The sequence below is a fragment of the Jiangella alba genome, from assembly GCF_900106035.1.
GTDB lineage: Bacteria > Actinomycetota > Actinomycetes > Jiangellales > Jiangellaceae > Jiangella > Jiangella alba.
Genome location: NZ_FNUC01000003.1, coordinates 2,335,497 through 2,361,291, shown reverse-complemented (window position 1 = coordinate 2,361,291; position 25,795 = coordinate 2,335,497). Strand labels below are relative to the sequence as shown.

Below are 25,795 nucleotides of genomic sequence, written 5' to 3'. Positions count from 1 at the left end.
CCTCCTCAGGCCACGGCCAGTGACACCCACAGCGCGAGCACCGTGGCGACGAGGCACGCGGGCACGGTGGCGAGGCCGAGTGTGGTGAACTCTCGCAGGCTCACCTCGGTGTCGTGGGCGTGCACGACGCGCCGCCACAGCAGGGTGGCCAGGGACCCAGCGTAGGTGAGGTTCGGGCCGATGTTGACCCCGATCAGCACCGCCAGCACGGCGCCCGGACCGGACGGCACGGTCAGCGGCAGCAGCACCAGGACCGCCGGCAGGTTGTTGATCACGTTGGCCAGGACCGCCGCCAGCACCGCGACGCCCAGCAGGGCGAGCAGGCCGGTGCCGGACGGGACCAGCGCACCCAGCGCCGTCCCGAGCCCGTTGTCGACGACCGCCCGCACCACGATGCCCAGGGCCAGCACGAAGGCCAGGAACGGCAGCGACAGCGACCGCAGCAGCCGCCTCCACGTCGTACGGCGCCGGACCAGGGCGCGGACGGCGAGCACCAGCGCGCCCGCCCACGCCGCCCAGGCCGGTCCGATGCCGAGCGCGGACGTCAGCACGAACCCGGCCAGCGTGGCGGCGAGCGTCACCAGCGTGAACACCGGCAGCTCGGGCGTGTCCCCGGCCACGACGGGCGGAGGCGCGGCGTCGAGGTCGGTGCCGAAGAAGCGCCGGAACACCAGGTACTCCACCGCGACCGCCACCAGCCACGGCAGCGCCATCAGCGCCGCGAACCGGGCGAACGTCAGCCCGCTGACCGCGAACGCGAGCAGGTTGGTCAGGTTCGAGACCGGCAGCAGCAGCGACGCCGTGTTCGACAGGTGGGTGCAGGCGTACAGGTGCGGCCGCGGCCGCATCCCGAGCCGCGCCGCGGTGGCGAACACCACCGGGGTCAGCAGCACGACGGTGGCGTCGAGGCTGAGCACGACGGTGATCGCCGAGGCGGCCACGAACACCCCGCCCAGCAGCCGGCGAGGGCGGGCGGCCGTGCCCCGGGCCAGCCACGCCCCGCAGGCGCGGAACAGCCCGTCGTCGTCGCAGAGCTGGGCCAGCACCAGCACCGCCGCCAGGAACACGACGACGTCGCCCAGCCGGTCGGTCTCGGCACGGAGGTGGTCGAGCGAGATCGCTCCGGTCGCGACCACGAGCGCCGCCGCGGGCACCGCGACCGCCGCCTCCGGCCAGCCGAACGGGCGCACGACGGCGGCGGCCAGCACGAGCAGCAGCGCCGCGGCGGAGACGACCTCCGCCGTGGGGATGCTCGCGGGGTCAGGCGTGGGTCGCCTCGATGCGGGCCATGTTCTGGTGCCCCCACTCCCCCAGCGGCCGCAGCGCCAGTTCGAGCGTGCGGCCGTAGTCGGTCAGTGAGTACTCCACCTTCGGCGGCACCTGGTGGTAGGCCTCGCGGTGCACCAGGCCGTCGGCCTCGAGCTCGCGCAGCTGCTGGACCAGCATCTTCTCGGTGACGCCGGGGATGCGCCGGCGCAGTTCACCGAAGCGCAGCGGCCCCTGGTCCTCCAGCGTCCAGAGCATGGTCGCCTTCCACTTGCCGCCGACGACGTCGATGGCGGCGTCGAGTCCGCAGGTGTAGGGCCGGTTCCGGGCCATCGCGCGCTCCATACTTACCGAATAGTGGGTACCTGACAATATAGTCAGTACTTGATCATCGGCAAGTGTGCGCCGACGATCGGAGACATGACGACGCACCCCCGCCGCTTCGGCGTTCTCGTTCTGCCCGACGCCGACGCGCCCACGCTGCTCGACCGGTTCCGCCGGGTCGAGCAGCTCGGCTTCGACCAGCTGTTCCTGCCCGACCACATCGGCAACATCTTCGCCACCGAGCCGCCCTGGCTGGACGGCTGGACCATGACCACCGCCGCCGCCCTGACGACGTCCACCGTGCGGGTCGGCACGCTGGTCAGCAACCCGATCCTGCGGGCGCCCGCCGTGCTGGCGAAGGAGGCGCTCACCGTCGACCAGCTGTCCGGCGGGCGGCTGGAGCTGGGCATCGGCGCCGGCATCATGGACGTCGACCACCACGCCACCGGCACCACGCCATGGACGGTGAAGGAGCGGGTGGCGCGCTACCCCGAGTACGTCCGCGTCCTCGACGAGGTGCTGCGCGCCGGCGGCGGCCCGTACACGTTCGAGGGCGACTGGTACACCGTCCGCGACCTCCCCACCGGCCCGCCCGCGGCGCAGCGGCCGCGTCCGCCGCTGATCGTCGGCGGGCAGGCGCCCACCGTGCTGCGGGTGGCGGCCGAGCGGGCCGACGTCTGGAACACGAACGGCCGCCCGGACGCGAGCCTCGACGAGAACGTCGCCCTGGCCGCGGACTGGAGCCGCCGGGTCGACGAGTTCGCCGTGGCCGCCGGCCGCGACCCGTCCGCCATCCGCAGGTCGGTGCTGCTCTGGGCCGGCACCGACGCACTGTCCGGCCCGGCCGGGCTGGAGGAGCTGGTCGACCGGTACGCGCCGGCCGGCTTCACCGAGTTCGTCCTCGGCTGGCCGCTGCCCGCCGACGTGGACCGGTTCGAGCGGCTCGCGCTGGAGGTCGTCCCCAAGCTGCGCTGAGGTGCTTGACTCGTCCCCAGGGGAAGACTCCAGGCTCCGTTCCGTGAGAGGAGGTGACGATGGACGAGCTGCTGCCGATCGGCCGGTTCTCCCGGCTGACGTGGCTGAGCATCAAGGCGCTGCGGGTGTACGACGACACCGGCCTGCTGCGCCCCGCCTACGTCGACCCCGACACCGGCTATCGGTACTACGCGCCGGAGCAGGCGGCGACGGCTCGGGTCATCGGCACCCTGCGCTCGCTCGACATGCCGCTGTCGTCGATCCGGGAGGTGCTGGCCGAGTCCGACCCGGACCGCGTCCGCGACCTCCTCGACGACTACCGGCGGGTGCTCGAGCGGCGCATCGACCGTCATCGGCACATGCTCGACCGTGTCGAGACCTTCATCCGGAAGGGAGCCGTCATGGCTTACCAGATCAGCACCCGCGACACCGCGCCCGCCGAGGTGCTCGGCACCACGTACCCGGCGACGCTCGACACGCTGGCCGAGACCAGCTCCGTCGCCTACCACCGGCTGTACGCCGCCATCCAGGCGGCGAGCGGGCGGCCCGACGGCCCGCCGCGCCTGGTGTACCTCGAACTGGCCGACGACACGTGGACGATCGAGGCGTGCGTGCCGGTGGCCGGGCTGTCCGCGGCGCCCGACGGCTTCAGCCTGCACCGCGCGCCCGGCGGCCTCGCCGCCGTCACCCGGCACACCGGCCCGTACGAGGAGCTCGGCCTGGCCTACCGCGAGGTCGAGGCGTGGATCGGCGCACAGGGGCTGGCCTTCAACGGCGCGCCGTACGACGTCTACCTCAACGACCCGTCGCAGGTCAGCGACCCGTCGAAGCTCGAGACGGAGATCGTCTGGCCGGTCAGCCGCGGCTGAACGGGCTGGTGGCCGGGCGGGTCAGCTCGTCGGTGTGCCGCCGGATCAGCTCGAGGTTGCGGTCGGCGAGGTGGTCGAAGCCCTGGCCGATGCTGGAGCCCGGCGTGAGCGAGCGCAACGCCGCGTCGGGGTCCAGCCGCGCCGACACCCAGCACTCGTGGCTGGCCGCCCGCGCGACCACCTCGGCGATCGGGGTGACGATCATCGAGTTGCCGAAGTAGAGCACGCCGGCCGGGTCCGTCCCCGTCGCGTTGGCGCCCACCACGTACACGTGGTTGTCGTAGGCGCGGGCCCGGTTGGTCAGCTCCCACAGGTCGGCCGAGCGCAGCAGCGCGGACGGCCGCAGGATGACCTCGGCGCCCCGGACGGCGGTGATGCGCGACAGCTCCGGATAGTCGCCGTCGAAGCAGATGATCATGCCGATCTTCCCGAGCGGCGTCTCGACCACGCACACGTCGTCGCCCGGCGTCACCCACCCGCCGCGCGACGCCAGCTCGGTGCAGAACGGGTGCGTCTTGCGGTAGACCCCGGCGATCTCGCCGTCCGGGCCGGCCAGCACCGCCGAGTTGTGGACGACGCCGGGCCCGGCGCCGCGCTCGTACGTCCCCCACGCCAGGTGCACGCCGAGCCGCCGGGCCGCCTCCTGGAACGGCTCGGCCAGCGCGCCCGGCACCTCCGTGACGAGGTCCCACAGCTCCGCGGCCGGCATCGCCGGGGTGAACCCGGTGGTCACCGACTCGGGCAGCACGATCAGCTCCGCACCGGTGTCGCCGGCGCACCGCTCCACGTAGTCGAGCGCGTGCTCGACGTTCGCCTTGACGCTCTGCGTGGTCAGCGGCTCGGCCAGCGGCCGCACCTGGACCGCGGCTGCGGTGAACGCCCGCATGCTCTTCGCCTCCTTCAGCGCCTAGGCCTTCACGACCTGGACGTCGTAGTCGTTGATGGCCGAATCGCGCGTGACCAGCGTCAGGCGTTCGAGCCGTGCCTGCGCGACCAGCATGCGGTCGAACGGGTCACGATGGTGCAGGGGCAGCCGCCCGGCCTCGATCGCGTGCTCGAAGCCGATCGGCAACTGCCGCAGGTCGCTGCGCAGGATCTCCTCGGCCAGGTCGACCGGCGCGGACAGCTTGCCCAGTCGCTGCTTGATCGCGACCTCCCAGGCGGTGGCAGAACTGACGAAGACCTCGAGCTCCTCGTCGATGGTCTCCTTCAGCTCGTCCGACAGCTCGGCGTCGTCCGTCAGCCACCACAGGACGACGTGGGTGTCGAGCAACAGCCGCGTACGTGTCACGGCCGCGACCCGAAGTCGTCGGCGATGGTGGCGTTGACGTCGTCGGAGTCCCAGTCGGCGGCCATCGTGACCTGGCCGGCCAGCGAGCCCCGCTGCCGGCGCCGCGCCTTCGCCGGGAACGGCACGACTTTCGCCACGGGGACACCGGCCCGGCTGATGACGACCTGCTCGCCGCGCTCGACGCGCTCGATGATCCGCGACAGCTGGGTCTTCGCCTCGTGGATGTTGAACTGCGCTGCTGCTGGCTCTCCCATGGACTCAGCTTAGCTAAGTTAGCTTAGTTCGTCACGGCCGCGCCCGGCCGGACAGCCAGCCGCCGAGGGCGACGCCGGCGAGGGCGACCGCGGCGCCGACCAGGATGCCGCGGGTGAAGTCGCCGGGCGCGGCGACCCGGGGCGGGGCCTCGTACACGCCCGGGGCCTGCTGGGTCGCAGCGGCAGGCGCCGGCGCGACCCCCATCAGCACGTCGTCGACGGCGGCGAAGAACTCGCCGGCCGTCTTCTTCGCGACCCCGGCCAGCATGCGCTGCCCGACCCCGCCGATCATGCCGCCGACGATGGCGTCGGCGTCGTAGTCCAGCCGGGTCGAGCCGTCGCCGGAGTCGGCGAGGGTGACGTGGACGTCGGCGCTCACCGTGCCCGGCGCGCCCGCACCGGAGGCCGTCATGACGAACGAGGCCGGCTCCTGCTGCGAATGCAGCCGCACGTCACCCGCGTAGCTGCCCTTGATCGTCCCGACGCCGGCCGACACCGTCATGCGGTACTGGTCGGGCCCGGCCGGCTCCAGCCGCTGGCAGCCGGGGATGGTCCGCACCAGGACGGCCGGGTCGTTGAGCGCCTTCCACACGTCGGCCCGCGGAGCGTGCAGGACGGCGGTTCCGGTCACCTTCATCGAGACTCCTGTGCGAGACGGAGGGAGAACAGGTCCGACGGCGAGATCGGCATCCGGGTGATCGCGAACCCCTCGGCGTCGGAGATCGCCGACGCGAGGACGGCGGAGCCGGGGATGACGCCGGCCTCACCGGCGCCCTTGACACCCAGCGGGTTCAGCGGCGACGGCGTCTCCAGGTGGTCGGTCTCGACGACCGGGACCTCGGTGGAGTACGGCATCAGGAAATCCATGAACGACGCGTTCAGCAGCTGGCCGGCGTCGTCGTACACCATCCGCTCGTACAGCGCTCCCCCGACGCCCTGGGCGACACCGCCATGGATCTGGCCCTCGACGATGCGCGGGTTGATCAGCGTGCCGCAGTCGTGGACGACGCAGTAACGCAGGATGGTGATCTCGGCGGTGTCCGGGTCGGTCTCGACGATCGCCGCGTGCATGCCGTTGGCGAACGTCGAGCGCGGCGGCGAGTAGAACCCGGTGTCCTCCAGGCCGGGCGACTCGCCCTCGGCGACCGGCGGCTTGGAGTAGTCGACGGGGCCGCCGAACTGGGTGGCCCGCTCGGCCTCGCGGTCGAACGCGTAGCGCAGCGGGTTGGCCAGGACGGCGACGGTCGCGAGCGGGATGGACGCCCCCGGCGCGCCGGACGGCGAGCCGATGACGCGGACGACGCCGTCGACGATCTCGAGGTCGCGCGGGTCGGCCTCGAGCGCCTCGCCGGCGATGCGCAGCGCCTTGTCGCGCACCTTCCGCGCGGCCGAGGCCAGCGCGTTGCCGCTCATGACGGCGGCGCGGGAGGCGAACGTGCCGACGGCGTACCCGAACCGCCGGGTGTCGCCGGTGGTGACATTCACCCGCTCGACCGGGACGCCCAGCTCCGACGCCACGACCTGCGCGAACACCGTCCGGTGGCCCTGGCCCTGGGTGGTCAGCCCGGTGGCCGCGACGACCGAGCCGTCGGTCTCGACCTTCACCCAGCCGCCCTCGTACGGCCCGACGCCGGTGCCCTCGACGTAGCAGGCGATGCCGATGCCGACCCGCCGCCCGGCCGCCCGCGCCTCGTCGCGGAACGCCGCGAACTCCTCCCAACCGACCAGCTTCTTCAGCTTCTCCAAGGTGGCCGGGTAGTCGCCGGAGTCGTACACCAGTGGCCGGCCGTCCTGGAAGATCAGGCCGTGGTCGTAGGGCATCTCGTCGGGCCGGATGAAGTTGCGCTCGCGCACCACCGTGCGGTCCAGCCCCAGGCGGGCGGCGACGGCGTCCATCGTGCGCTCCATCGCGAAGCAGCCCTGCGGCCGGCCGGCGCCGCGGTACGGCGTCACGGACACGGTGTTGGTGTAGAGGCTGAAGAACTCCGCCCGGTACGCGCCCGGCTTGTACGGCCCGAGCAGCTGCGTCGTCGTGATGATCGGGACGATGATGCCGTACGGCGTGTAGGCGCCGTTGTCGTGCCAGACGGTGACGTCGAGGCCGAGCAGCCGGCCGTCGTCGTCGAAGCCGACCCGGACGTGCTGCAGCTGGCCGCGCTCGTGAGTGGCGCCGACGAAGTGCTCGCGGCGGTCCTCGGTCCACTTGACCTCGCGGCCGAGCCGGATCGCCGCCCACGGCACCAGCACCTCCTCCGGCCACGGGTGCACGATCTTCACGCCGAACCCGCCGCCGACGTCGGGCGCGATGACCTCGACGCGGTCCAGCGGCAGCTCCAGCCGCGCGGCCAGCGCCGCCCGCACGGACGTCGACGCCTGCGTGGACGTGTAGACGCGCAGGCTGGCGTCGTCGGCGTCCCAGCGCGCGTGCACGCCCTTCCCCTCCAGCGGGGTGGACGCGCTGCGCTCGATGTCGAGGTCCAGGTCCAGGACGTTCGGGGCGGCGGCCAGCGCGGCCTCGACGTCGCCGCGGGACTGCACCATGTGCGCCGCGACGTTGCCGGGGACGTCGTCGTGGACGAGCAGGTCCGCGGCGCGGGCCGCCTCGATGCCGACCACCGGCGGCAGGAAGTCGTACTCGACCCGGATGCGCGCGCAGGCGTCCTCGGCGACGTACCGGTCGGCGGCGACGACCATGACGATCGGCTCGCCGACGTGGTTGACCTCGTCCTTCGCCAGCGCGAAGCCGGTGCGGCCGTGCGTCAGCGTCTCGTGCGGGATGAGCACCGGCAGCGCCTCGCCGGCCCGGCCGTCGAGGTCCTCGTGCGTGTAGACGGCGACCAGGCCGTCGACGCCGACCGCGTCGGACACGTCGATGTCGACGATGCGGGCGTGCGCGTGCGGGCTGCGGACGAACGCCGCGGCCAGCGCGCCGTGCCCGATGTCGTCGAGGAACCGGCCCTGCCCGGTGAGCAGCCGCGGGTCCTCGAGCCGGGCGATCGGCTCGCCGAACGACCTCGTCGTCATGCCTCCTCCGCCCGCAGCTCGGCGGCGCGCAGCACCGACGCGACGATGTTCTGGTAGCCGGTGCAGCGGCACAGGTTGCCGGCGATCGCCTCGCGCGCGTCGTCCTCCGTCGGCGCCGGGTTCTCCTCCAGGTAGGCGGTGATCGTGGTGACGAACCCGGGCGTGCAGAAGCCGCACTGCAGCCCGTGGCAGTCGCGGAAGGCCTGCTGCACCGCGCCCAGCTCGCCGTCGGCTCGCCCGCAGCCCTCGACCGTCGTCACCTCGGCGCCGTCGACGGTGACGGCGAACTGCAGGCACGACCGGATGGGCCGGCCGTCGACGAGCACCGTGCAGGCGCCGCAGACGCCGTGCTCGCAGCCGACGTGGGTGCCGGTCAGCTCGAGGTCGTGGCGCAGGAAGTCGGACAACAGCCGCCGCGCGGGCACCGTCGCCGACCGCGGCACGCCGTTGACCAGCAGTGTCACCTCGTACAGCTCCTCGGCGGCGCTCATGCGGCCACCCCCGCCGCGCGCCGGGCGGCGGCGCGCAGCGCCCGCGTCGTCAGCACCTCGGCCAGGTGCGTGCGGTAGGCGGCCGTCGCGTGGATGTCGTCGTCGGGCTCCAGCCGTCCGGCGGCCAGTCGTCCGGCCGCCGGCCAGCCGGCGTCGTCGTACGTCGAGCCCGCGACCGCGTCGGTGAGGTCGAGCAGCACCGGCTCGGGGCCCATCGAGACGTACGCCGCTCTGGCACCGGCGACCCGCAGGTCGTCGTCGAGGCTCACCTCCACCCCCGCGCCGCACACGGCGTAGTCACCGTGGCGCCGGGCCACCTCCGTCCAGACGGCCCCGGTGCGGCCCTCCGGCACCGGGAACGTGACGGACGTGACCAACTCGCCGGCGTCGGCGCAGGTCGACATGGGTCCGGTGAAGAAATCGGCGGCCTCGACCGTGCGCTCACCGGCCGCGGAGCGCAGCGTCACCGTGCCGCCGAGCAGCGCCAGCACCGCGGTCAGCTCGCCGGCCGGGTCGGCGTGCGCGATGCTGCCCACCGTCGTGCCGCGGTTGCGGATGGTCGGGTGCGCGACGTACCGCAGCGTCTCGCGCAGCAGCGGCAGGACGGCGTGGGCGGCGGCGTCGCGCTCGACGTCGGCGTGCCGGGCCAGCGCGCCGACCGTGACGGCGGCGCCGTCGGCGCGCACGTAGGCCAGCTCGGACAGCCGGTTGATGTCGACGACGTGCTCGGGCGCGGCCAGCCGCATGTTCAGCAGCGGCACCAGGCTCTGGCCGCCGGCCAGCACCTTGCCGGCAGGGCTCACCTCGGCCAGGACCGCGACGGCGTCGTCGACGGTGGCCGGCCGGTGGTAGGTGAACCCCGCTGGCTTCACCGCATCATCCTCTCTCGTCCCGCGGCGTTTCGCGCGGCGGATCGTCGTCGACCTCGTGCACGCCCGGTGGCCCGACGGTGAGGACGGCGCCGCCCTCGCGCAGGTGCGGCGGGGCGACGGCGCGGGCCAGGTGGTACGCGACGATCGTGACGATGGTGCCCAGCGCGATGCCGGACAGCACGAAGTCCTCGGTGATCTCCAGCGACGTGTCGCCGATGGCGATGATGATGCCCGCGGACACCGGCACGAGGTTGACCGGGTTGGCGAAGTCGACCCGGTTCTCGATCCAGATGCGGGCGCCGAGCAGGCCGATCATCCCGTACAGCACGACGGTGATGCCGCCGAGCACCCCGCCCGGCGTCGCCGCGATCAGCGCGCCGAACTTCGGCGAGAACCCGAACAGGATCGCCACCAGCGCCGCCACGTAGTACGCCGCCGTCGAGTACACCCGGGTCGCGGCCATGACGCCGATGTTCTCGGCGTACGTCGTGGTCGGCGAGCCGCCCACCGACGTCGCGATGACCGTGCCGACGCCGTCGGCCGCGATCGCCTTGCCCATGACCGGGTCGAGGTCCTTGCCGGTCATCTCCGCGACCGCCTTGACGTGACCGGTGTTCTCCGCGATCAGCGCGATGACGGCGGGCAGCACCAGCAGGATGAACGTCGCGCTGAAGGCTGGCAGGTGCCAGCCGGCCACCTCGGCGCCCTGCGCGTTGACGAACGTCTCCTTGGGGAAGCCCAGCCAGTCGGCCTCGCGGACGCCGTCGAAGTTCACCCGCCAGCGCGTGGTCTCGGCGCCCGCCGCCGGGTCGAACGAGGTGATCTGCCCGAACATCCGGTCGAACAGCCACGACAGCACGTAGCCGAACACCAGCCCGACGAAGATCGCGATGCGGCCCAGGAAGCCGCGCAGCCCGACCGCCATGAGGATGACGGCGAGCATGACGATCAGCGCGATCCACTGGTCCTGCGGCCAGTAGGTGTTCGCCACCACCGGCGCCAGGTTGAACCCGATCAGCATGACGACGGCGCCGGTCACCACCGGCGGCAGCACCTTGTACAGGACGCCGGAGCCGAAATAGTGGATCAGCACGCCGCACAGCGCCAGCACCACGCCGGCCACCAGGATCGCCCCGGTGACGTCGGCGGAGTCGCCGCCCTGCGCCCGGATGGCGGCCACGCCGCCGACGAACGAGGCGCTGGTGCCCAGGTAGCTCGGCACCACGCCCTTGACGATGAGCAGGAAGCAGATCGTCGCGACCCCGCTCATCATGATCGCCAACTGCGCGTTCAGGCCCATGATCAGCGGGAACACGAACGTCGCCCCGAACATCGCGACGACGTGCTGGGCCCCCAGGCCGATCGTGCGGCCCCACGAGAGCCGCTCGTCCGGCCGCACCACCGCTCCTGGCGGCGGCGTCCTGCCGCCGTAGACCACCTTCCAGCTCAATGCCACGGGGCCTCCTCGCACAGGGGTGGGTGACCCAGGTCACCCGTGCGGACACGTTGGAGGCAACTTAGGCAGCCCACGTTTCGAGGGCATGGGCACGAAGTGCCGAGGAGATCACCTGATCATCGGCAACGTCTGCACTCCGGCTCCGGACATGCCGAGGCCGCCGCGGGTCGGGAGCCGCGGCGGCCTCGGGCGGACCTGCCTGCCGTGTTACTGCGCGGCGGGGTCCTGGGCGGCCTCTTCGAGCACGTCCAGCGACACGGCGCCGGCCAGCAGGCGGCCGTCGTCGAGCAGGAGGACGGAGAACAGGTCGCTGGTCAGCGCCCGGCCGGTGCCGTACGGGCCGCTGACGTCCTGGAGCTGGGCGATGAACTCGGCGGCCAGGGTGGCGGCGTCGCCCTCGAGGTGCGACGTCAGCGCGTCGAGGTCGACGTCGCGGGCGACGAACACGGTGCTCCAGCCGGAGCCGACCGTGGAGAAGCCGGAGTCGTCGAGGCCCTCGGGGCCGACGCCCATGTCGGTGTGGTGCTCAGCCGCGGCGTCGTCGAGGTCGTCGGGCTGGATCTCCTCGACGGTGGTGCCGGGCGGCGGCGCGAACTCGTACGTCGACTCCTCGGGCTCGTCGAAGGAGATGGACGTGAAGCCGACCTCGAACGACGGCTCGGTGGCGTCCTTGGCGACGATCTGCACCCGCAGCGGCATGGACGTCTCGCCGTCGATGGCCAGCCGGATGGAGCCGATCAGCGACTGGTCGTCCTTCGGCCGCAGCACCAGCTCGTACGCGTTGCGGCCGGCCACGGTGGCGGTGCCGTCGACGTCGATCTGGGTGGACGGCTCGATCATGGACAGCGCCAGCGACGCGGCCGCCGTGGGGATGTTCTCGGGCATGTCCTCAGGCATGCCCTCGCCGCCGAACGGGCCCTTGTCGCCGAACGGGTTGCCGCCGTCGTCGGAGCCCTCGGCGTCCTCGGGGACGACCAGGTGGGACGCGCGGGCGCCCTCGCTGCTCCAGAACCAGAGGTCCTGGCCGTCGCGGATGAGGTCGGACTCGTTCTGGTCGTCCTGCAGCGCGAACCGGTAGGTGTCGCCGTCGGTGTACCAGACGCGGGCCGTGGACGACCCGTCGAGCAGCGACAGCGCGGCCGTCGGCAGCGACGTGGTGTCGGTGGCCGGCAGCTCCGGCAGGCCGACGTCGGCGGACTGCACGATGGTGCCGGCGAACGGGCCGACGTCGAGGGACGCGAGGTCGACCAGCAACTCGGCGGCCGTGCGGTCGGGCAGGTCGGAGTCGGCGCCGGCGATCAGCGGGCCGGCCACGGCTGCGCCGACGACCACGGTGGCGACCGTGGCCCCGGTCGCCCACCGCCTCGCCGGGGTGCTGAGAAGGGAATTCGGCATGTCTGCTCCTGGAGAACTCGGTGCGTTCAGGGTCGTGCCCGGGCCGGGGGTTCGCCCCGATGACAACCACTGTGCCTCGGCGTCGCTGTGAGATCCCTGAGAGACCCCGGCCACATCGTCGGCGGGCAGGGCATGCTTGACGGCATGCGGGTGCTGGTGGTCGAGGACGAGCGCGGGCTGGCCCGCGCGCTGCATCGCGGGCTGTCGGCCGAGGGCTTCTCGGTCGAGCTGGCCCACGACGGCCTCGACGGCCTGCACCTGGCCCGCGAGCACGCCTACGACGTCGTCGTCCTCGACATCATGCTGCCGTCGCTGTCGGGCTACCGCATCTGCCAGACGCTGCGGGCCGAGGGCAACTGGGTGCCCATCCTCATGCTGTCGGCCAAGGACGGCGAGTACGACCAGGCCGACGGCCTCGACGTCGGCGCCGACGACTACCTCACCAAGCCGTTCTCCTACGTCGTGCTGGTCGCGCGGCTGCGGGCGCTGCTGCGCCGCGGGGCGCCGGCCCGGCCCGCGGTCCTGTCCGCCGGCGACCTCGAGCTCGACCCGGGCGCGAAGACGGTGCGCCGCGGCGGCGCCGGCGTCACGCTGACGCCGCGCGAGTTCGGCGTGCTCGAATACCTCATGCGCCGCGCCGACGAGGTCGTCTCCAAGCGCGACATCCTCGAGCACGTCTGGGACGCCCACTACGACGGCGACCCGAACGTCGTCGAGGTCTACGTCGGCTACCTGCGGCGCAAGATCGACACCCCGTTCGGCCGGGCCGCGCTGCAGACGGTGCGCGGCGCCGGCTACCGGCTGAGCGGCGACGGCGGCTGACATGGCCGTCTTCGGCCGGTTGAGCCTGCGGGCCCGGCTCACCGTGGCGGCCACCGCGATGGCGGCGGTCGGCCTGGCCGTCGGCGGGGTGCTGTGGCTCGTCGCGATGGACCGCGCGCTGCTCGGCGCGCTCGACGAGACCGCGCGGCGGCAGGGCGACGACATCGCGACGCTGGTCGAGTCCGGCCGGCTGCCCGACCCGCTGCCCGGCTTCGGCGTCGCCGTCGCGCAGGTGCTCGACGGCGACGACCGCGTCGTCGCCTCCACCCCCGGCGGCGACCGCCTCACCCCCGTGGTCGCGGGCGACGACCTCGCCGCCGTCCGGTCCGGCGCGGCCATCGACATCGACGGCACCCGGCTCGGGCAGCCCGAGCCGCTGCGCGTCGTCGGCATCGTCACCGACACCGCCGGCGAGCCGCGCACGGTCATCGTCGCCGTCTCGCTGGAAGAGCAGCAGCGCAGCGTCCGGTTCGCGAAGATCGGCGTGTTCGGCGGCGGCCTCGCCATCACGGCCGCGCTGGGGGCGCTGAGCTGGCTGGTCATCGTCCGTGCGCTGCGCCCGGTCGACCGGCTGCGCGGCGGCGCCGAGGACATCAGCGGCGCCGGCGGCGGGCACCGGCTGCCGGTCCCCGCCGGCGGCGACGAGCTGAGCCGGCTCGCGACGACGCTCAACGACATGCTCCGCCGGCTCGACGCGGCGGCGGCCCGGCAGCGCGCGTTCGTCGCCGACGCCGCACACGAGCTGCGCAGCCCCATCGCGGCGCTGCGCACCGAGCTGGAGGTCGCGCTCGCGCACCCCGACGCCGTCGACCCGCACGACACCGCCCGCGAGGCGCTGGTCGAGGTGCAGCGCATGGCCCGGCTGGTCGACGACCTGCTGGTGCTCGCGCACCTCGACAACCCGCGCCCGCTGCGCCGCGACGAGCTGGTCGACCTCGGCCAGCTGGCCGTGGAGATCACCGAGGGCGTGCGCGACGGACGGGTGCGGGTGCGCGTCGACTCCGGCGGCGAGGTGTTCACCCGCGGCCACCGCGACTCCCTGTCGCGGGTGCTGCGCAACCTGGTCGACAACGCCGTCCGGCACGCGTCGTCGCAGGTCACGGTCGCGGTGACGGGCGACGACGGCGCGGCACGGGTGTCGGTGGCCGACGACGGCGCGGGCGTGCGGCCGGCCGACCGCGACCGCATCTTCGAACGCTTCGCCCGCCTCGACGACGCCCGCGACCGCGACGCCGGCGGCACCGGCCTGGGGCTGGCCATCGCCCGCGAGATCGTCGTCTCCCACGGCGGCACGGTCGTCGTCGAGGACGCCGGCCCGGGCGCCCGGTTCGTCGTCACGCTGCCGCCGGCCCGGGCCACCATCGGCGCGCCGGAGGCCGTGTCCTAAGGTCTTGCGGCATGACGGAGCTCGTCCTGCGGCCGACCGTTCGGCACCGGCCCTGGGCACTGATCCCCGTCGTGATCCTCGTCGGGCTGTGCGTGGTCACCGGCGCCGCCGCGGGCGATACCGGGCTGCTGATCGGGCTGGGCGCCGCCGCGCTGGTGGTCGTGCCGATCGCCGGGCACCTGCTGCGCGCTCGGGTCACCGTCACGTCGTCGGAGATCGCCGTGCGCGGGCTCGTCACGCACCGGCGGGCCGACCGCACGCGGGCCGCGTCGATCGTGCGGGCCCTGGTGGTGGCGCCGCGCGCGGCGGCGAACGACTCGATCTTCGTGCTGGACCGCGACGAGCAGCTGCTGCTGCGCATCCACGGCGTCAACTACCCGCGGGCCGACCTCGACCGCCTCGTCGAGCACCTCCGGCTGCCCACCGTCGTCGCCGACCGGCCGCTCACCCCCGACCAGGTGGCGAAGCGGTACCCGGACAACGCCGGACCCGTCGTCTGATGCTCCTGGAACTACGGCCGTCGGCGCGGCGGCGGCGCACCGTGATGGTGACCGCCGTCGTCGTCTACGCGGTCTTCGCCATGGTGACGGTCGCCGTCGGCGGCGTCGCCGGCCTGCTGATCGTGCTGTCGCTCTGCGCCATCGGCCTCGCGCTCGGGTACGTGTACCTGCGGCGGTCGCGGATCGTCCTCACGCCCGCGGAGCTCGCCGTCACCGGGCTGTTCGGCACCCGGCGGCAGCCGCTGGCCGAGGTGACGAGCATCGTGCGGGCGACGCTGGTGCCACCGCGCGGGCCGGTGGTCCCGACGCTGTTCCTGCTCGGCGGTCCGGCGCAGGAGGTGCTGTTCCGGTTCAACGTCACCCACTACGAGAGCTACGACCTCGACGCCCTGATCGAGCGGCTGGGCCGGCCCACCGTCGTCTTCGACCGGCCGATGACCGGTGCGCAGCTCGACCGCGAGCACCCCGGACTCGTGCGGCTGTCCGAGCGGCGGCCGTACTCGTTCTCGTTCGCCGTGGGGTGCGGGGTCGTCGTCCTGGTCATCGTCATCGGCAGCCTCGTCGTGTTCCTGGCGGCCTGAGCCACCGCCGTCGCTTAGGGTCGGGGGCCGTGTCCACCACACTCGTGCTCCGGCCGGCGCCCGGCCCGCGGCGCCACCTCCTCTCGATCGCCGCCGTCATCGCGGTCGTCCTCGTCATCGCCGGTGCGCTCGCCGGTGGCCGGCCCGCGCTGATCACCGGCATCGCGCTCGCCGCGGTGGTGATCCTCGCCGCCGCCGCCCACCTCTGGCGCTCCCGCATCGTCGCCGCGCCGGCCGAGATCTCCGCGCGCTGGCTCTTCGGCCGCCGCCGCCAGGACCGCGCCGACGCCGCCTCGGTGGTGCTGACCACGCTGATCCGCCCCGGCGCGGCCGCCCGCACGGTCTTCGTCCTCGGCGCCCGCGACCAGGTGCTCATGCGCATCAACGGCGCGCTCTACGCCCCCGAAGACCTCGACCGCCTGGTCGAACACCTCGAACTGCCGCTCGGCGGACCGGACGACCCGGTCACCGGCGCCCGGCTGGCCCGCGCGCAGCCAGGCGCCGCCGGGTGGATCGAGCGGCACCCCGCCGGTGTCATCCTGATCTGCATCGCGGCCTTCATCGTCATCGCGGTGGTCGGGGGTGCCCTCCTCGCCGGGCTGTGACCGTACGATCGTCGCCATGCCCGGACCCCTGCCCGGAGCCGCGCTCGTGCTGCGGCCGTCGCTGCGTCGCTACCTCAGCACCGTCAAATGGTCGCTGCTGCCGCTCGTCGTGCTGCTCGCGGCGCTGCTGGTGCGCGGCGGCGGGTTCGGCGCCGCCGTGTCGCTGGTCGTCATCGCGCTGGCGTCGAGCATCGGGCCGGCCTGGTTCCGGCGCGCGGCGATCACCGTCACGCCGTCCGAGCTGGCCGTCACCGGCCTGCTCCGCACCCGCCGGGTCCCCCGCGACGCCGTCGGGTCGATCGTCACCGCGGCGCTCCCCCGCACCCACCAGAACAGCCGCAGCCTGGCCCACCTCTACGTGCTCGACCGCGGCGGCCGGCGGATCGCCCGCATGACCGGCGCCCGCTGGGTCGAGGACGACATGCGCCGCCTCATGGCCACCCTCGGCGTCGAGACCCACAAGCTCGGCCGGCTGGCCTCGGCCCGCGCCCTGGCCGGCCGCTACCCACACGCCGTCGGGCTGCTCGAACGCTACCCCGTCCTCGCCGGCGCCCTCGTCGTCGTGCCCGCCGTGGCCGCGATCTTCGCCATCTCCATGGAGATGTCGTCCTGATGACGCGCCATGTCGACGAGGATCTGCGCGGGGCGGAGTTCCGCGAGTGCGATCTGACCGGGGCACGCCTGATCGGCGTCGTCATGCGCGATGCCGTGATCGACGGGCTCGTCAGCAACCTCGTGGTCAACGGTGTCGAGGTCACCGAGTACGTCGAGGCAGAGCTCGACCGGCGGCATCCGGTGCGGGTGCTGATCCGCTCCGAGGACCCCGCCGACCTGCGCGAGGCAGCGCGTCGGCTCCATGCCGGCTGGGCCGCCACGATCGAGCGGATCCGCCGCACGCCCGGCATCGAGCGCCGCAGCGTGAACGACGAGTGGTCGGCGGTGCAGACGCTGCGCCACCTGGTCTTCGTCCACGACTCGTGGTTCCGCCGCTGCTGCCTGGGCTCGGCGGAGCCGTTCACCCCGATGGGCATCGGGCCGGCCGTCGAGCCCTACCGCGGCGCGCACGGGCTCGACCTCTCGCTCGATCCGTCCCTCGACGAGATCGTCAGCGTGCGTGACGCCCAGGCCGCCGAGCTCGAGGCCTGGCTCGACGACGTCACCGGCGGGCGGCTCGCGGCGCCGGCGCCGGTGCCCGACGACGACGTCTGGCCGCCGTACGCCCGGGGCCGCTCGGTGCGGCAGTGCCTCGGCACCGTGCTCAACGAGACCTTCGAGCACCACGGCTTCTGCGTCCGCGACCTCGACCTGATCGAGGCACAGGACGCCGAGTAGGGCCGGCGGCGGCGTCCGCGCGGGTCGCTGCACGGAGCACGGCCCTCGGGGGCGAGAATGGTCGGCATGGCACGCCGGACCACGACACCCCCGCCCGAGGACTTCGAGGAAGTCATCCTCGACGTCGACGTCTCGGAGGAGATGCGGGGCAGCTTCCTCGAGTACGCCTATTCGGTCATCTACTCCCGCGCCATCCCGGACGCCCGCGACGGGCTGAAGCCGGTGCAGCGCCGGATCCTGTTCCAGATGAACGAGATGGGCCTGCGCCCCGACCGTCCGCACGTGAAGTGCGGCCGCGTCGTCGGCGACGTGATGGGCAAGCTGCACCCGCACGGTGACGGCGCCATCTACGACACCCTCGTGCGCATGGCGCAGCCGTGGGCCATGCGGGTGCCGCTGGTCGACGGGCACGGCAACTTCGGCTCGCTCGACGCCGGCCCGGCCGCGTACCGGTACACCGAGTGCCGCATGAGCGAGCCCGCCATGCTGCTGGTCCGGTCGCTCGACGAGAACGTCGTCGACATGGTGCCGAACTACGACGGGCAGTTCGAGCAGCCCGAGGTGCTGCCCGCGGCGTTCCCGAATCTGCTGGTCAACGGCGCCACCGGCATCGCCGTCGGCATGGCGACGAACATGGCGCCGCACAACCTCGGCGAGGTCATCGACGCCACCCGGCACCTGCTGACGCATCCCGAGGCGAGCCTCGACGACCTCATGCGCTTCGTGCCCGGTCCCGACCTCCCCAGCGGCGGGCGCATCATCGGCCTCGACGGCGTCCGCGAGGCCTACGAGACCGGCCGGGGCGCGTTCAAGACCCGCGCGACCGCCCGCATCGAGAACATCACCGCGCGCCGCAAGGGCATCGTCATCACCGAGCTGCCGTACATGGTCGGCCCGGAGCGGGTCCGCGAGCGCATCGTCGAGCTGGTCCGCAACAAGAAGCTGCAGGGCGTCGCCGACGTCGTCGACTACACCGACCGCAACACCGCGCTGCGCCTGGTCATCGAGCTGAAGAGCGGCTTCGTCCCCGAGGCGGTGCTGGCGGAGCTGTACCGCCTCACCCCGCTGGAGGACTCCTTCTCCATCAACAACGTCGCGCTGGTCGACGGCCAGCCGCGCACGCTGGGCCTCAAGGAGCTGCTCGAGGTCTTCATCGCGCACCGCCTGTCCGTCGTGCGGCGGCGCAGCGAGTTCCGCCGCACCAAGGCGGCCGACCGGCTGCACCTCGTCGACGGCCTGATGATCGCGCTGCTCGACATCGACGAGGTCATCGCGGTCATCCGCTCCTCCGACGACGCCTCGGCGGCGCGCGAGCGGCTGATGGCCGTCTTCGACCTCTCCGACATCCAGGCCCGCTACATCCTCGACACCCCGCTGCGCCGGCTCACCCGCTACGACCGGCTGGAGCTGGAGAAGGAGGGCGAGGAGCTGCGGCGCACCATCGCCGAGCTGACGGCGCTGCTCGAGAACGAGGGCCTGCTGCGCCAGGCGGTGTCCGACGAGCTGGCCGAGATCGCCGCCGCGCACGCCACGCCGCGGCGCACCGTCCTGCTGGAAGAGTCCGGCGCCGTCACCACCCGGGCCGGCGCCACGTCGCTGGAGATCGCCGACGACCCCTGCCAGGTGCTGCTGTCGTCGTCGGGGCTGCTGGCGCGCACGGCCGGCGAGGAACCGCTGGTCTACGGCGACAAGCGGTCCAAGCACGACGTCGTGGTGTCCGTGGCCGCGTCGACGGCCCGCGGCGAGGTCGGCGTCGTCACGTCGGCCGGGCGGGTGCTGCGGCTGTCCGTGCTCGACCTGCCGTCGCTGCCCCCGACGGCGGCGCTGACGCTGGCCGGCGGGGCGGCGCTGAAGGAGTTCATCGAACTCGACGCCGGTGAGCGAGCGCTGGCGCTGACGACTTTCGGCGCCGACTCCCCCGGCCTGGCGCTGGGCACCGAGCGCGGCGTGGTCAAGCGGGTGGTCCCGGACCACCCGGGCAAGGACGCCTACGACGTCATCCGCCTCGACGACGGCGACCGCGTGGTCGGCGCCGTCGAGCTGCGCACGGGCGACGAAGACCTCGTGTTCGTCAGCTCCGACGCGCAACTGCTGCGCTTCGCCGCGTCGGCGGTGCGGCCGCAGGGCCGGGCCGGCGGCGGCATCGCCGGCATCAAACTGTCGTCCGGCGCGAAGGTGACGTTCTTCGGCGCGGTCGACCCCGCCCGCGACGGCGCCGTCGTCACCATCTCCGGTTCCTCGACGGCGCTGCCGGGCACCCAGCCGGGCGCGGTCAAGGTCACCCCGTACTCCGAGTACCCCGCGAAGGGACGTGCGACCGGCGGCGTGCGCTGCCACCGGTTCCTCAAGGGCGAGGACGCGCTGCTGTTCTCGTGGGTGGGCACGGCGCCGCCGCGGGCCACGGCCGCCAGCGGGGTGCCGATCGAGCTGCCCCCGGCGACCGGCCGCCGCGACGGCTCCGGCATCGCGGTCGCCCAGCCCATCGCGGCCGTCGCCGGACCCCTGGCCGGCGGCGACGGCGAGCAGCCGGCACCGCCCGCCGACGAGCCCGTCGTCGACGGCGAGCAGGGGACGCTGGAGTTGGAGTAGCCCTACCGCCGCCCGACCCCGTGCAGCACGCCGTCGAGGAACTGCTCGAGCAGCTCGCGGGTCGGGTTGCGGTCGGGGTTGTGCAGCATCCAGTGCAGCGTCGGCGCGGTGACGATCTCGGCCAGGACGTCGAGGTCGAGGTCGTCGCGCAGCTCGCCGCGGTCGATGGCGCGCTGCAGAGCCGCCTGGGTGAGCGCGCGCCGCGGGCGGATGACCGCCTCGCGGTACTGGGCGTCGAGCGCCGGGTAGCGGCTCATCTCGCCGATGAAGCACGCGTACACCTTGCGGTTGCGGGCCGACTCGCGGCCGCGCGCCGCCGCCTCGGTCAGCGCGAGGAGATCGTCGCGCAGGGACGTGCCGGGCAGCGTCGGCAGCGGGCCCTTGAGCTCGGCGACGGCGTCGCAGATGAGGCTCTCGAGGCCCTTCCACCGCCGGTAGATGGTGGTCTTGCCGACGCCGGCCCGGGCTGCGACCCCCTCGATGGTGGTGCCGGCGATGCCGGACTCCGCGAGCAGGTCGAGGGTCGCGTCGATGATCGCCCGGTCGGCGTCCTCGCTGCGCGGCCGGCCGCTGCGCCGCTCCACCCGAGCGATCTCCGTCATGTCAGGTCACGTCCTCGCTGTCTGCGGCTCCGGCGCCTCCGGAGCCCCCGGCGGTGACGGCGCGGGCCGCCCCGGCCGGCCCGGCAGGAACACCGCGACGACGAGGACGCTCAGCGCCGCGACCGCGGCTCCCAAGAAGGCTACCCAGTGCACGCCGCCGAGGAAGGCGTCGAACGCCGGGCCGCGCACCTGCGCGACGACGCCGGCCCGTTCGGCCGCCTGCATGGTGGTGCCGAGCGACTCCGCGGCCGCGTGCCGGACCCCCTCGGGCAGCACGCCGACCGCGTCGTCCACACCGGAGCGGTACCGCGCCGACAGCACCGCGCCCAGGATGGCGACCCCGAGCGCGCCGCCGACCTGGCGCATCGTGTTGTTGACGGCGGAGCCTACGCCGGCCTTCTCCCGCGGCACGGCGGCCATGACGGCGGTCGTGGCGGGCGGCATGACGTTGGCGATGCCCGCGCCCTGGACGAAGAACGCGGCGAGCAGGTACCACAGCGGCGTGGTCTCGTCGATGAACCCCATCGCGACCAGGCTGGCCGCGACCAGCGTCAGCCCGGTCGCCGTCACGGCCCGGATGCCCCACCGTTGCACTGCCGTCGACGAGAACGTCGCGAACGCCGTCTGCGCGATGGCGAACGGCAGGAACATCAGGCCGGTCTCCAGCGGCGTGTACCCGCGGACGATCTGCAGGTAGAACGTCATGAAGAAGAACGTGCCGAGCATGGCGAAGAAGACCAGCCCGATGGTCGTCACCGACGCCGAGAACACCGGGTTGCGGAACAGCGCGACGTCCAGGGCGGGGTGGTCGGAGCGGCGCTCGTACCAGACGAACAGCGCCAGCACGGCCAGGCCGCCGAGCGTCGACCCCCAGACCAGCGGGTCGGTGACGGTGGCCCGCTCGCCGCCCTCGATGATGCCGTAGACGAGCAGCGTCAGGCCGACGATGGACAGCAGCACGCCGCCGGGGTCCAGCCGGCCGGGCGACGGGTTGCGCGACTCGGGGACGAGCCACGCGATCAGCGCCAGCCCGAGCAGCACCACCGGCACGTTGATGAGGAACACCGACCCCCACCAGAACCGCTCCAGCAGCGCGCCGCCGAGCACCGGGCCGAGCACGATGGAGATGCCGACCGACGCGACCCAGATGCCGATGGCGCGGCCGCGTTCCTCCGGTTCGAAGACCTGCGTGATGATCGCGAGCGTGGACGGCATGACGGCGGCCGCGCCGACGCCCATGAAGGCGCGGGCCGCGATCAGCTGCTCCGGCGACGACGCGTAGGCGGAGACCGCCGACGCGATGCCGAACAGCAGCAGGCCGAGCATGAGCATGCGCCGGCGGCCGAACCGGTCGCCGAGCAGGCCGAACGTGAACAGCAGTCCGGCGAAGACGAGGGTGTAGGAGTTGATCGCCCACTCCAGCTCGCTCTGGGTGGCCGAGAGATCGTCCTGGATCGTTCGGAGCGCGACGTTGAGCACCGTGTTGTCGAGCACGACGACGAGCAGGCTCACGACGAGGACGCCGAGGATGCTCCATCGCCGGTTGTGGATCGTCGCTGGGTCCACGATGGCGGGTCCTTCCCTGCTTCCGATCTTTCGATACGGCGACGTACCGTATCGGTTATCGGCTCGACGGTAGACCCATCTCTATCGATACGCAACAGGTCCGTATCGCAAGTGGGCGGACTCTCAGCGAATTCACAGCCGCGACCGCGCATCGTGGCCGCGCACCGAACGGGAGGAGAGCAGTCGATGTCCAGGTCGGGTGTCGTAGGTCACGGTGGGCGAAAAGGCTGGCAGACTGCCGCCATGCGCCACACCGCCCGCCGCATGCTGCCCGCCGCGCTCGTCGTCGCCGCGCTGGCCCTGAGCGCGTGCAGCGACGACGGCGACGGCGGGGGCGGGAGCACGCCGGACGACGACCCGCAGGCTCAGCTCGAGACCGCCGCCGACCTCCTCAACGAGGCGTCCAGCGTCACGTTCGTGCTCGAGGGCGACGACCTCCCCGACGACGGCACGGTCGTCGTCGGCGGCGAGGGCGTCGCGGTGCCGCCGTCGTCGTTCGAGGGCGAGATCCGCATCCGCGCCGGCGCCCTGCCGGCCACCATCAAGGTCGTCTCCGTCGACGGCAAACTGTGGGCGCAACTGCCGCTGACCAGCGGGTTCGAGGAAGTGAACGCCGACGACCTCGGGTTCGGCGACCCCGGTCTGCTGATCGACCCCGACCGCGGCGTCAGCCAGCTGCTGACGTCCGGCACCGAGATCACCGCCGGCGAGCAGGTCCGCGTCGACGGCGACGTCTACGACCAGGTCGAGTCCGTGCTGCCGGGCGAGCTGGTCGGCGAGGTGCTCACCATCGCCGACCCGTCCGCCGACGTCAAAGCCGTATGGGCGCTCGACACCGAGACCGGCCAACTGCGCCAGGCCACGCTGACCGGCCCGTTCTACGACGGCGGCGACGAGCAGACCTACACCGTCCGCCTCGAGAAGTACGACGAGCCCGCTGAGATCAGTGCTCCGGACAGCTGACCGGACCGGCCGCGCCGCGCTCGCACTCGGAGTCGTCGGCGTCCTACTGGCCGCCGCCGACACGTACGTCATCGTCCTGGCGCTGCCGGACATGATGCTGGGCGTCGGGCTCGACGCCGACGAACTGCAGCGCGCCGCTCCCCTGGTCTCGATGTTCCTGCTCGGCTACGTGGTCGTGCTGCCGCTGGTCGGGCGGGTGTCGGACGTCACCGGGCGGCTGCCGGTCCTGACCGGCTCGCTGCTGGTGTTCACCGCCGGGTCGCTGCTGACGGCGTCGGCCGACGGCGTCGCGGGCGCCGTCGTCGGCCGGTTCCTGCAGGGCGCGGGCGGCGGGGCGCTGGTCCCGGTGACGCTGGCGCTGGTCGCCGACCTGTGGCCGCCGGAGCGGCGCGGCGTGCCGCTGGGACTGGTCGGCGCCGTGCAGGAGCTGGGGTCGGTGCTCGGGCCGCTGTTCGGGGCGGCGATCCTCGCGGTGGCCGACTGGCGGGCGATCTTCTGGGTGAACTTCGGCATCGGCGCGGCGCTGTTCGTGGGGACGGCGGCCGGGCGCGGCCGGGCTCCCGAGGCCGGCGCCGAACGCCCGGCCGGGCGGTTCGACGTCGCCGGCCTGCTGCTCGGGCTGGGCGCGCTGGCCTGCGCCGGCCTCGCCGTCACCCGCCCGTCGTCGCTGGAGCAGAGCGTCCGGTGGGGCGAGCTGCTGGTGCCGCGCACGGACGGCCGGGACTGGACGACGCCGCTCGCGCTGGCCGCGTTCGTGCTGCTCGCGGCGTTCGTGGCGCGGGAGCTGACGGCACGCCGGCCGCTGCTGCCGCTGCGCCGCACCCCCGCCGTCCTGCGGGCGTCCGACCTCCCGGGCGCGCTGCTGCTCGGCGTCGCGCTCGGCGGCGTCGTGCTGACGTTTGCCGTCGCCGACCCCGCGGTCGAGCTGATGGCGCCGTCCGGGCCGTGGCTGCTGGCCGGGTCGGCGGTCGCGCTGGCGGCGTTCGCGTGGCGGCAGCGCCGGGCCGCGGCGCCGCTCGTCCCGCCGGCCGCCGTCCGTGACCGGCGCGCGTGGGGCGCGCTGGTCGTGAGCCTGTTCGTCGGCGCGGCGCTCGTCTCCGTCGTCGTCGACGTCCCGATCCTGGCCCGCACCGTCCTCGACGGCGCCGACCAGCTGGACGCGGCGCTGGTGCTGCTCCGGTTCCTGGTGGCGCTGCCCATCGGCGCGCTGGCCGGCGGCTGGCTGCTGCGCCGGTACGGCCCGGCGCTGCTGGCCGGGTCCGGGATGGCGCTGGGCACGGCCGGGCTGGCCGTCATGGCGACGTGGGGCGTCGGGTCGCTGGACGGCGTGCTGGACGACGCGGTGCTGGTGGCGGCCGGGTTCGGGTTCGGGCTGGCCATCGCGCCGGTCAACGCGGCGCTGCTGGCGGCGGCCCCGCGCGAGACGCACGGCGTGGCCAGCGCGCTGCTCGTCGTCGCCCGGATGATCGGCATGCTGGCCGGGCTGTCCGCGCTGACCGCGATCGGGCTGCGGCGGCTGTACTCCGTCCAGGCGGACATCGAGTCGCCGGCCGTCCTGTGCCCCGAGTCCCCCACGAACTGCGACCCGTACGACGACGCCGTCCGGCACGCCATCGTCGAGCAGCTGCAGGCGACGTTCACCGGCGCCGCCGTGTGCGCGGCGGCGGCCGCGCTGGGTGCCGTGCTGCTGCTGCGGCACCGGGCCCGTACCGTGGAGTCGTGACCCTCTGCTCGGACCTCGGCCGCCAGCTGGGCGAGCCGCTGGCCGGCACGGCGCCCGTCGCGTCCTGGTGGCTGGTCGTCGAGCAGCCCGGTCCGTGGGGCGCGAAGGCGCTGACGCAGTCGCACCTCGACCCCGCGCTGGGCGCCGAGCTCGACGCGGCGGCCGGCGCGCACGGCGGGCGGGTCGCGCTGGTCCGGCGGCCGCGGCGGCACCCCGACACCCACTATCCGGCAGCGCACCGCGTCTGGCTGGCCGGGACCACACCGGGCGCGACGTTCCTGCTCGGCGGCTGGCTGCCCGACCCGTCCGCGCTGCTCTCGCTGGACTTCGCCGCGCTCGGGTCCGGTGCGCCGGCCGGTCTCGACGGCTTCCAGCCGGAGGCCGAGCCGCTGCTGCTGGTCTGCACGAACGGCCGCCGCGACCTGTGCTGCGCGGTGAAGGGCCGCGCCCTGGTCGCCGGCCTGCGCGACGACGTGCTCGGCCGGGTCTGGGAGACGACGCACCTCGGCGGGCACCGCTTCGCGCCGACGGCGGTGCTGCTGCCGCACGGCGTCGTGTACGGGCGGCTGGACGACAAGCAGGCGCTGCTGCTGGTCGAGTCCGCCCGCGACGGCCACTTCGTCGCCGACGGGTACCGCGGGCGCAGCACGTTCTCGCGGCCCGGCCAGGCCGCCGAGGCCACCGTCCGCCGTCAGCTCGGCGACACCGGCCTCGACGACCTGCACGTCCCGGCGGTGACACCGGTCTCCGACGCCGCCTGGCACGCCGTCGTCGCACACCGCGACGGGCGGAGCTGGACGGTCGCCGTCCGGGCCGAGGAGCAGCAGCCGCCCCGCCCGGAGTCGTGCGGCAAGGCGCCCGCCACCCCCATCGCGTACCGTGCCGATGTCCCCGTCCCGCAGTGAGAG

General features: G+C 73.6%; 26 protein-coding genes. 13 read left to right on the top strand and 13 right to left on the bottom strand.

Annotation, left to right across the window (positions count from 1 at the left end; translation table 11 throughout):
• Positions 1 to 5: 5 nt before the first annotated feature.
• Together BLV02_RS13315 and BLV02_RS13310 are read right to left on the bottom strand one after the other, a co-directional pair.
• Positions 6 to 1,250: an SLC13 family permease gene (locus BLV02_RS13315; protein ID WP_069113510.1), complete on the bottom strand. Its 1,245-nt coding sequence runs from the start codon at positions 1,248 to 1,250 to the stop codon at positions 6 to 8.
• Between the two features lie 10 nt (positions 1,251 to 1,260).
• Positions 1,261 to 1,599 (bottom strand): winged helix-turn-helix transcriptional regulator, encoded by a 339-nt coding sequence (locus BLV02_RS13310; protein WP_069113583.1) that lies wholly within the window; start codon positions 1,597 to 1,599, stop codon positions 1,261 to 1,263.
• 87 nt (positions 1,600 to 1,686) lie between these two features.
• Between BLV02_RS13310 and BLV02_RS13305 the strand changes: the two genes are divergently transcribed.
• Both BLV02_RS13305 and BLV02_RS13300 read left to right on the top strand, forming a co-directional pair.
• The gene (locus BLV02_RS13305; RefSeq protein ID WP_069113511.1) at positions 1,687 to 2,565 is read left to right on the top strand and encodes an LLM class flavin-dependent oxidoreductase; all 879 of its coding nucleotides are present in this window, start codon (positions 1,687 to 1,689) and stop codon (positions 2,563 to 2,565) included.
• A 59-nt stretch (positions 2,566 to 2,624) separates the two neighbouring features.
• Positions 2,625 to 3,434 (top strand): MerR family transcriptional regulator, encoded by an 810-nt coding sequence (locus tag BLV02_RS13300; RefSeq protein WP_069113512.1) that lies wholly within the window; start codon positions 2,625 to 2,627, stop codon positions 3,432 to 3,434.
• On the opposite strand, the gene BLV02_RS13295 is transcribed toward BLV02_RS13300, so the two are convergent.
• The 9 genes from BLV02_RS13295 to BLV02_RS13255 all read right to left on the bottom strand — a co-directional run bounded on the left by BLV02_RS13295 (position 3,421) and on the right by BLV02_RS13255 (position 12,217).
• Positions 3,421 to 4,320 carry a carbon-nitrogen hydrolase family protein gene (locus BLV02_RS13295; protein ID WP_069113513.1) on the bottom strand — a complete coding sequence of 300 codons (900 nt, stop codon included), beginning with the start codon at positions 4,318 to 4,320 and terminating at the stop codon, positions 3,421 to 3,423. The two genes, BLV02_RS13300 and BLV02_RS13295, sit on opposite strands and share 14 nt — an antisense overlap.
• A gap of 21 nt (positions 4,321 to 4,341) precedes the next feature.
• Complete coding sequence (locus BLV02_RS13290; RefSeq protein ID WP_069113514.1) at positions 4,342 to 4,725, bottom strand: type II toxin-antitoxin system VapC family toxin; 384 nt, start codon at positions 4,723 to 4,725, stop codon at positions 4,342 to 4,344.
• Positions 4,722 to 4,979: a type II toxin-antitoxin system Phd/YefM family antitoxin gene (locus tag BLV02_RS13285; RefSeq protein ID WP_069113515.1), complete on the bottom strand. Its 258-nt coding sequence runs from the start codon at positions 4,977 to 4,979 to the stop codon at positions 4,722 to 4,724. Before BLV02_RS13285 ends, BLV02_RS13290 begins: the two co-directional genes overlap by 4 nt.
• A 31-nt stretch (positions 4,980 to 5,010) precedes the next feature.
• Positions 5,011 to 5,616, bottom strand: a complete 606-nt coding sequence (locus tag BLV02_RS13280; RefSeq protein ID WP_069113516.1) for an SRPBCC family protein — start codon at positions 5,614 to 5,616, stop codon at positions 5,011 to 5,013.
• On the bottom strand, positions 5,613 to 8,003 hold the full coding sequence (gene cutA / locus BLV02_RS13275) for an aerobic carbon-monoxide dehydrogenase large subunit (RefSeq protein ID WP_069113517.1): 2,391 nt from the start codon (positions 8,001 to 8,003) through the stop codon (positions 5,613 to 5,615). Before cutA ends, BLV02_RS13280 begins: the two co-directional genes overlap by 4 nt.
• Positions 8,000 to 8,494, bottom strand: coding sequence for a (2Fe-2S)-binding protein (locus tag BLV02_RS13270; RefSeq protein ID WP_069113518.1), 495 nt, complete (start codon positions 8,492 to 8,494; stop codon positions 8,000 to 8,002). Before BLV02_RS13270 ends, cutA begins: the two co-directional genes overlap by 4 nt.
• Positions 8,491 to 9,366 carry an FAD binding domain-containing protein gene (locus BLV02_RS13265; RefSeq protein WP_069113519.1) on the bottom strand — a complete coding sequence of 292 codons (876 nt, stop codon included), beginning with the start codon at positions 9,364 to 9,366 and terminating at the stop codon, positions 8,491 to 8,493. The genes BLV02_RS13270 and BLV02_RS13265 overlap by 4 nt, the downstream gene beginning before the upstream one ends.
• A gap of 4 nt (positions 9,367 to 9,370) precedes the next feature.
• Positions 9,371 to 10,822 (bottom strand): uracil-xanthine permease family protein, encoded by a 1,452-nt coding sequence (locus tag BLV02_RS13260; RefSeq protein ID WP_083288990.1) that lies wholly within the window; start codon positions 10,820 to 10,822, stop codon positions 9,371 to 9,373.
• Between the two features lie 207 nt (positions 10,823 to 11,029).
• A complete protein-coding gene (locus BLV02_RS13255) occupies positions 11,030 to 12,217 on the bottom strand; it encodes a LolA family protein (protein WP_069113520.1) in 1,188 nt (395 codons plus the stop codon).
• Between the two features lie 144 nt (positions 12,218 to 12,361).
• Between BLV02_RS13255 and BLV02_RS13250 the strand changes: the two genes are divergently transcribed.
• The 8 genes from BLV02_RS13250 to BLV02_RS13215 all read left to right on the top strand — a co-directional run bounded on the left by BLV02_RS13250 (position 12,362) and on the right by BLV02_RS13215 (position 20,033).
• On the top strand, positions 12,362 to 13,039 hold the full coding sequence (locus BLV02_RS13250; protein WP_069113521.1) for a response regulator: 678 nt from the start codon (positions 12,362 to 12,364) through the stop codon (positions 13,037 to 13,039).
• Between the two features lies 1 nt (position 13,040).
• Positions 13,041 to 14,426 carry a sensor histidine kinase gene (locus tag BLV02_RS13245; protein ID WP_083288992.1) on the top strand — a complete coding sequence of 462 codons (1,386 nt, stop codon included), beginning with the start codon at positions 13,041 to 13,043 and terminating at the stop codon, positions 14,424 to 14,426.
• An 11-nt stretch (positions 14,427 to 14,437) separates the two neighbouring features.
• Positions 14,438 to 14,926 carry a hypothetical protein gene (locus tag BLV02_RS13240; RefSeq protein ID WP_069113522.1) on the top strand — a complete coding sequence of 163 codons (489 nt, stop codon included), beginning with the start codon at positions 14,438 to 14,440 and terminating at the stop codon, positions 14,924 to 14,926.
• Positions 14,926 to 15,507, top strand: a complete 582-nt coding sequence (locus BLV02_RS13235; protein ID WP_069113523.1) for a hypothetical protein — start codon at positions 14,926 to 14,928, stop codon at positions 15,505 to 15,507. Before BLV02_RS13240 ends, BLV02_RS13235 begins: the two co-directional genes overlap by 1 nt.
• Before the next feature lie 29 nt (positions 15,508 to 15,536).
• Complete coding sequence (locus tag BLV02_RS13230; protein WP_069113524.1) at positions 15,537 to 16,112, top strand: hypothetical protein; 576 nt, start codon at positions 15,537 to 15,539, stop codon at positions 16,110 to 16,112.
• 16 nt (positions 16,113 to 16,128) lie between these two features.
• Positions 16,129 to 16,725, top strand: a complete 597-nt coding sequence (locus BLV02_RS13225) for a hypothetical protein (protein WP_069113525.1) — start codon at positions 16,129 to 16,131, stop codon at positions 16,723 to 16,725.
• Positions 16,725 to 17,444: a DinB family protein gene (locus BLV02_RS13220; RefSeq protein ID WP_069113526.1), complete on the top strand. Its 720-nt coding sequence runs from the start codon at positions 16,725 to 16,727 to the stop codon at positions 17,442 to 17,444. Before BLV02_RS13225 ends, BLV02_RS13220 begins: the two co-directional genes overlap by 1 nt.
• 66 nt (positions 17,445 to 17,510) lie before the next feature.
• Entirely contained in the window at positions 17,511 to 20,033 is a 2,523-nt protein-coding gene (locus BLV02_RS13215; protein ID WP_083289013.1) for a DNA gyrase/topoisomerase IV subunit A, read from the top strand.
• Between the two features lie 2 nt (positions 20,034 to 20,035).
• On the opposite strand, the gene BLV02_RS13210 is transcribed toward BLV02_RS13215, so the two are convergent.
• Positions 20,036 to 20,635, bottom strand: a complete 600-nt coding sequence (locus tag BLV02_RS13210; protein ID WP_069113528.1) for a TetR/AcrR family transcriptional regulator — start codon at positions 20,633 to 20,635, stop codon at positions 20,036 to 20,038.
• A 6-nt stretch (positions 20,636 to 20,641) separates the two neighbouring features.
• Complete coding sequence (locus tag BLV02_RS13205) at positions 20,642 to 22,201, bottom strand: MFS transporter (RefSeq protein WP_069113529.1); 1,560 nt, start codon at positions 22,199 to 22,201, stop codon at positions 20,642 to 20,644.
• A gap of 243 nt (positions 22,202 to 22,444) precedes the next feature.
• Here BLV02_RS13205 and BLV02_RS13200 point away from each other — a divergent pair, with 243 nt between their 5' ends.
• From BLV02_RS13200 to BLV02_RS13190, 3 genes are read left to right on the top strand one after another with little or no spacing between them, the layout of a single operon-like run.
• The gene (locus tag BLV02_RS13200; protein ID WP_069113530.1) at positions 22,445 to 23,164 is read left to right on the top strand and encodes an LppX_LprAFG lipoprotein; all 720 of its coding nucleotides are present in this window, start codon (positions 22,445 to 22,447) and stop codon (positions 23,162 to 23,164) included.
• Positions 23,148 to 24,887, top strand: coding sequence for an MFS transporter (locus tag BLV02_RS13195; RefSeq protein ID WP_069113531.1), 1,740 nt, complete (start codon positions 23,148 to 23,150; stop codon positions 24,885 to 24,887). Before BLV02_RS13200 ends, BLV02_RS13195 begins: the two co-directional genes overlap by 17 nt.
• Positions 24,884 to 25,792: a ferredoxin family protein gene (locus tag BLV02_RS13190; RefSeq protein WP_069113532.1), complete on the top strand. Its 909-nt coding sequence runs from the start codon at positions 24,884 to 24,886 to the stop codon at positions 25,790 to 25,792. Before BLV02_RS13195 ends, BLV02_RS13190 begins: the two co-directional genes overlap by 4 nt.
• Positions 25,793 to 25,795 lie beyond the last annotated feature (3 nt).

Excerpts from the sequence above, each read along its gene's own strand:
- BLV02_RS13215 (WP_083289013.1), top strand. The coding sequence starts at position 17,511 with ATGGCACGCCGGACCACGACACCCCCGCCCGAGGACTTCGAGGAAGTC.
- BLV02_RS13235 (WP_069113523.1), top strand. The coding sequence starts at position 14,926 with ATGCTCCTGGAACTACGGCCGTCGGCGCGGCGGCGGCGCACCGTGATG.
- BLV02_RS13220 (WP_069113526.1), top strand. The coding sequence starts at position 16,725 with ATGACGCGCCATGTCGACGAGGATCTGCGCGGGGCGGAGTTCCGCGAG.
- BLV02_RS13305 (WP_069113511.1), top strand. The coding sequence starts at position 1,687 with ATGACGACGCACCCCCGCCGCTTCGGCGTTCTCGTTCTGCCCGACGCC.
- BLV02_RS13285 (WP_069113515.1), bottom strand. The coding sequence starts at position 4,979 with ATGGGAGAGCCAGCAGCAGCGCAGTTCAACATCCACGAGGCGAAGACC.
- BLV02_RS13300 (WP_069113512.1), top strand. The coding sequence starts at position 2,625 with ATGGACGAGCTGCTGCCGATCGGCCGGTTCTCCCGGCTGACGTGGCTG.
- BLV02_RS13295 (WP_069113513.1), bottom strand. The coding sequence starts at position 4,320 with ATGCGGGCGTTCACCGCAGCCGCGGTCCAGGTGCGGCCGCTGGCCGAG.
- cutA (WP_069113517.1), bottom strand. The coding sequence starts at position 8,003 with ATGACGACGAGGTCGTTCGGCGAGCCGATCGCCCGGCTCGAGGACCCG.
- BLV02_RS13270 (WP_069113518.1), bottom strand. The coding sequence starts at position 8,494 with ATGAGCGCCGCCGAGGAGCTGTACGAGGTGACACTGCTGGTCAACGGC.
- BLV02_RS13200 (WP_069113530.1), top strand. The coding sequence starts at position 22,445 with ATGCGCCACACCGCCCGCCGCATGCTGCCCGCCGCGCTCGTCGTCGCC.
- BLV02_RS13210 (WP_069113528.1), bottom strand. The coding sequence starts at position 20,635 with ATGACGGAGATCGCTCGGGTGGAGCGGCGCAGCGGCCGGCCGCGCAGC.
- BLV02_RS13250 (WP_069113521.1), top strand. The coding sequence starts at position 12,362 with ATGCGGGTGCTGGTGGTCGAGGACGAGCGCGGGCTGGCCCGCGCGCTG.
- BLV02_RS13255 (WP_069113520.1), bottom strand. The coding sequence starts at position 12,217 with ATGCCGAATTCCCTTCTCAGCACCCCGGCGAGGCGGTGGGCGACCGGG.
- BLV02_RS13240 (WP_069113522.1), top strand. The coding sequence starts at position 14,438 with ATGACGGAGCTCGTCCTGCGGCCGACCGTTCGGCACCGGCCCTGGGCA.
- BLV02_RS13245 (WP_083288992.1), top strand. The coding sequence starts at position 13,041 with ATGGCCGTCTTCGGCCGGTTGAGCCTGCGGGCCCGGCTCACCGTGGCG.
- BLV02_RS13310 (WP_069113583.1), bottom strand. The coding sequence starts at position 1,599 with ATGGCCCGGAACCGGCCCTACACCTGCGGACTCGACGCCGCCATCGAC.
- BLV02_RS13280 (WP_069113516.1), bottom strand. The coding sequence starts at position 5,616 with ATGAAGGTGACCGGAACCGCCGTCCTGCACGCTCCGCGGGCCGACGTG.
- BLV02_RS13225 (WP_069113525.1), top strand. The coding sequence starts at position 16,129 with ATGCCCGGACCCCTGCCCGGAGCCGCGCTCGTGCTGCGGCCGTCGCTG.